The organism is Mesorhizobium sp. M4B.F.Ca.ET.017.02.2.1, from assembly GCF_003998955.1.
In the GTDB taxonomy this organism is placed as follows: Bacteria; Pseudomonadota; Alphaproteobacteria; order Rhizobiales; family Rhizobiaceae; genus Mesorhizobium; species Mesorhizobium abyssinicae.
In genome coordinates, this window is record NZ_RZOF01000439.1 from 1 (window position 1) to 4,483 (window position 4,483).

Below are 4,483 nucleotides of genomic sequence, written 5' to 3' on the forward strand. Positions count from 1 at the left end.
TCATGAACCCGCACCTCCGTGACGTGGCGATCCCCAACGATTGGGACCGGCGGGGTTTGCCGGGCTGGAGCTATCACTCCAACGCCCTTCTCGAACTCGAGAAGGAATACGTCTTCCGCAACCATTGGCAGATCGCCGGACACGTCTCCGACGTGCCCAATCCCGGCAACTATCTGACCATGGATGTCATCGGGGAGCGGGCGCTGATCGTGCGCGGCAAGGACGGCGTCGTGCGCGCCTTCAACAATATGTGCCGCCATCGCGGCAGCCGCGTCGTCGCCGACAGCCAGGGCACCTGCAAGAACGCGCTTGTGTGCCCGTTCCACGGCTGGGTCTACAATCTCGACGGCACGCTGCGCGGTGCTGCTCGCCCGCGCTCTTTCCCCGACCTCGACAAGACCGAGTTCGGCCTGATGCCGCTCGACCTCGAAATCTGGATGGGCTTCATCTTCATCCGCTTCCGCAAGGGCGGACCGCAGCCTTCGGTGGCGGAGCTCTTGAAGCCTATCGAGGCCGAGATGGCTCATTACAACGTCGCCGACATGGTGCCGTCCTGGGGCATCTGGACGCAAAAGTCGCCGGTCAACTGGAAGTCGGTGCGCGACGTCGACAATGAAGGCTATCACGTCGCCATGGCGCATCCGGCGCTGCAGGATCTCTATGGCGCGACCTATTTCGACGAGCCCTTCGTCAACGGCGTGTCGCGCTCCTTCGCCACCTACAACCCGCATGCCGGACGGCGCTGGAGCGTGCGCGAATACATCAAGCTCGCCCCCGACTCCTCGCACCTGCCGGACCACCTGCGCAAGGCCTGGGTCTATTACGGCATCTTCCCCAACAACGCGCTGTCGATCATGCCGGAATCCGTGCAGTTCTATCAGGAGTTCCCGCTGTCGACCGGCGAGACGCTGCTGCGCGGCGCGATCTATCGTTACAAGGACGAGACCAGGGAGCAGGCCGCCGCGCGCTACCTCGCCTACCGCATCGACCGCGACACCATGAACGAGGACGTCCAGCTCTCGGTGTGGTCGAACGAATCCATGCTGTCGGAAGCGTTCGGAGGGTTCTATCTCTCCGACCTCGAATACGGCGTGCGCACCCACCACGACCATCTGCGCAGGCAGGTCCCCGTGCTCGGCCTGGAGACGGCCCCGGAGGAAAAGGACATGTGGGCGCTGAACGACGCGTTGAGGTCGAGGGGGTAGCACCTCTCTTCCTTCTCCCCGTTCCACGGGGAGAAGGAAGAAAATCACCCCCGCCACACCCCCTCTTTCCTGAGATCGTCCATCGTGCGTGAAATGCCTTCGCGCAGGATCGCCACCATGTCGTCGATCTGTTCGCGCGAAATGATCAGCGGCGGCGACATCACGCACATGTTGATCAGCGGCCGGACCAGCAGGCCAAGCTCGTGGCAATGCGCGTCGATGCGTTTTCCGACGTCCTTGTCGAGCTGCAGCGGATTCCTGCTTTCGCGATCGGCGACGCATTCGATGCAGGCCATCAGCCCCATGCCGCGCACCTCACCGACCAGCGGCAGTTCCTCCAGCGTCTTCAGCCGCGCTTGGAAATAGGGCGCGACCTCGCGCGCGTGCGCCAGCACGCCCTCTTCCAGAAGGTCGAGGTTCTTCAGCGCCACCGCGCAGCCGATCGGATGGCTGGTGTAGGTGAGGCCATGGCCGAACAGCGCGTCTGGATGGTTGGAGCGCCGCAGCTGCTCCAGCAGCCGTTCCGAGATGATGACGCCGCCGAGCGGGAAGTAGCCCGAGGTGACGCCCTTGGCGAAGGTGATCATATCCGGATCGATGCCGAACACGTCGCCGGAGGCAAAGACGTGCCCGAGCCTGCCGAAGCCGGTCACCACCTCGTCCGAAACATAGAGGATGTCGTTGTCGCGGCAGATCTCGCGGATGCGCTGGAGATAGCCTTCCGGCGGCACGATCACGCCGCCGGAAGCCTGCACCGGCTCGCCGACGAAGGCGCCGATCCTCTCGGCGCCGACGCGGGCGATGGTGTCGCGGAACTGACTGACCAGGAAATCGGTGAAGGCAGCAGGGCTCATCTCCTTCGGCCGCCGGAACGGGTCGGGCGAGGAAAGCTTGACCACCAGCTCGTCGGCGCCGTCCATCCAGTCGCGGTCGCGCGGACGGCCATTGAGCGAGGCCGACAGATAGGTCGAGCCGTGATAGGCGCCGCCACGGCTGAGGATCAGCTTCTTCTCAGGCCGTCCCCGCACATTGTTGTAGAACTGCATGAAGCGCAGCGCCGTCTCCACCGCGGACGAGCCGCCGGTGGTGAAGAAGACATGGCTGAGCTCGCCTGGCGCATGGCCGGCGATGCGCCAGGCGAGTTCCGCCGACGGCGCATTCATCGTGTACCACGGCGTGTTGTAGGAGAGCGCCATCGCCTGGTCGTACATCACCCGCGCCAGCTCCTCGCGGCGGTGGCCGACATTGAGGCACCACATGCCGGCCGGCCCGTCGATCAGCCGCTTGCCGGACGCGTCGGTGATGTAGATGCCGTCGCCCTCGCCGATCAGCGCGCGCGCCTCGGCACCGACCGAGCCGGCATACGGCCAAGGCTGGACGAGGTGGCGCTTGGCCAACTCCACGGCATCGTCATCGCCGGCCTCGTTGCCTTCCCGCGCCCTGATCTCCCTTGCAGCCGCCATAATCGCCTCGTGTGGTTGTGGGCCCTTCGGTGGACACAGAATGACGCGACAAGTCCCGGAAAATCGGTCTTTCTTCACTTCATTTTGAATGTCCGTTCAATCAATATTGCAGAAATAGCGCTTGATTTCAATTGGCGGATGCGCTCATGATGAAAGAAAGCCGGCAAGCCAGGGCGCGGCCAGCAAGACGGGTCACCGGTTTGCATTGGGTCGCGCTACAAGGACAAATGGGAACAAGCCGCCGGGCCTGAGAGATGGGAGCCACATGGCGGAATTGTTCGTGCCAGCAAGCGAAATCACGCCCGGAGCGCTGCAATGACGGCGGCTGCCGAAGGGTCGCCTCCGCTGCGCATGACGCAGGTCAGGCGAAGTGCCCTTCTGCAGTCGGAACCCGTCCAGGGCTTTGCCCTGATCAGTCCCACCTTCCTCTATGCCCTCATCCTGCTGGTGCTGCCGATCCTGGTGGTCTTTGCCCACTCCTTCTGGACGCAGAACTACCTCACCATCGACCACACCTTCACGCTGGAGAATTACCGCGTCGCGCTCACCGAGCCGATCTATCGCGATCTGTTATGGCGCTCGCTCTACATTTCGCTGACGGTCAGCGTGCTCACCGTGATCCTCGCCTACCCGATCGCCTATTTCATTTCCTTCCATGGCGGTCGTCACAAGAGCCTGTGGCTGTTCCTCATCACCATCCCGTTCTGGACCAGCTACCTGCTACGGGTCATGTCGTGGAAGGTGATCCTCGGCTACAACGGCGTCTTGAATTCCGGCCTGATGGGTCTCGGCATCATCGATGAGCCGTCGACGGCGCTGCTCTACAATTCGAGCGCCGTCATCATCACGCTGACCCATGCCTGGGCGACCTTCGCCATCCTGCCGATCTTCGTTTCGCTGGAGAAGGTCGACCGTACGCTGGTCGAGGCTGCGACGGATCTCGGCGACGGCCCGCTGCGCTCGTTCCTGCGCGTGACGCTGCCGCTGTCGACGCCGGGCGTCGTCTCGGCGATGCTCATCGTCATGATCCCGACGGTCGGCGACTATGTCACGCCGAAGCTGGTCGGCGGCAAGGACGGCGTCATGATCGCCAACGCCATCCAGGCGCAGTTCGGCAAGGCGTCGAACTGGCCGCTGGGCGCCGCGCTCTCGGTCACCACCATGGTGATCGTGACGCTGATGGCGGGCGCCACGGTGCTGATCATCCGCGCCGCGCAGAGGCTGGCTCGATGATGGCGATCAAACGCTTGCTCCCAGGCGGCTGGCTCTCGGCCTATGCCTTCCTCTATGTCGCTTTCCTCTATCTGCCGGTGATCTTCCTGCCGATCTTCTCGATCAACACGGCAGCGACGCCGAAATTCCCGCTCTCGGGCGTCACGCTCAAATGGTACGAGGACCTGCCGCGCACGCCGGCGCTGATCGACGCCACGTGGAACAGCCTGATCGTCGGCGTCTCCGCTTCGGTGCTGTCGACCGTGCTTGGCATCCTGGCCGCCCGCTCGATCACCCGCTATCGCTATCCCGGACGGCGCGCCATCAACGGCCTGATCATGGCGCCGCTGGTGCTGCCTGAGGTCATCGTCGCCATCTCGATGCTGCTGGTGATGCTGCAGCTGGGCCTCAGCCTGTCGCTGTTCACCGTCGTGCTCGGCCATGTGCTGGTCTGCATACCCTATTCGATGACGGTGCTGACCTCCGGCTTCGAGGGCTTCGACCGCAGCCTGGAGGAAGCCTCCGCCGATCTCGGCGAGAGCGCCTTCGGCACCTTCCGGCGGGTGACGCTGCCGATGGTGATGCCGGCGATCATCTCCAGCC

At 63.9% G+C, this 4,483-nt stretch carries 4 protein-coding genes; 3 read left to right on the forward strand and 1 reads right to left on the reverse strand.

The window, feature by feature from the left end:
• Positions 1–2: 2 nt before the first annotated feature.
• A complete protein-coding gene (locus EN738_RS31400; RefSeq protein ID WP_127286989.1) occupies positions 3–1,205 on the forward strand; it encodes an aromatic ring-hydroxylating dioxygenase subunit alpha in 1,203 nt (400 codons plus the stop codon).
• A 44-nt stretch (positions 1,206–1,249) separates the two neighbouring features.
• Here the strand turns inward: EN738_RS31400 and EN738_RS31405 are convergent, their stop codons facing one another.
• Positions 1,250–2,668: an aminotransferase gene (locus tag EN738_RS31405; RefSeq protein WP_127286990.1), complete on the reverse strand. Its 1,419-nt coding sequence runs from the start codon at positions 2,666–2,668 to the stop codon at positions 1,250–1,252.
• Positions 2,669–2,983: 315 nt separating this feature from the next.
• On the opposite strand from EN738_RS31405, the gene EN738_RS31410 reads away from it, so the two are divergent.
• Positions 2,984–3,901 carry an ABC transporter permease gene (locus tag EN738_RS31410; protein WP_127286991.1) on the forward strand — a complete coding sequence of 306 codons (918 nt, stop codon included), beginning with the start codon at positions 2,984–2,986 and terminating at the stop codon, positions 3,899–3,901.
• On the forward strand, positions 3,898–4,483 hold a 586-nt coding region (locus EN738_RS31415), incomplete at its 3' end, for an ABC transporter permease (protein ID WP_145966987.1). The genes EN738_RS31410 and EN738_RS31415, both read left to right, overlap by 4 nt.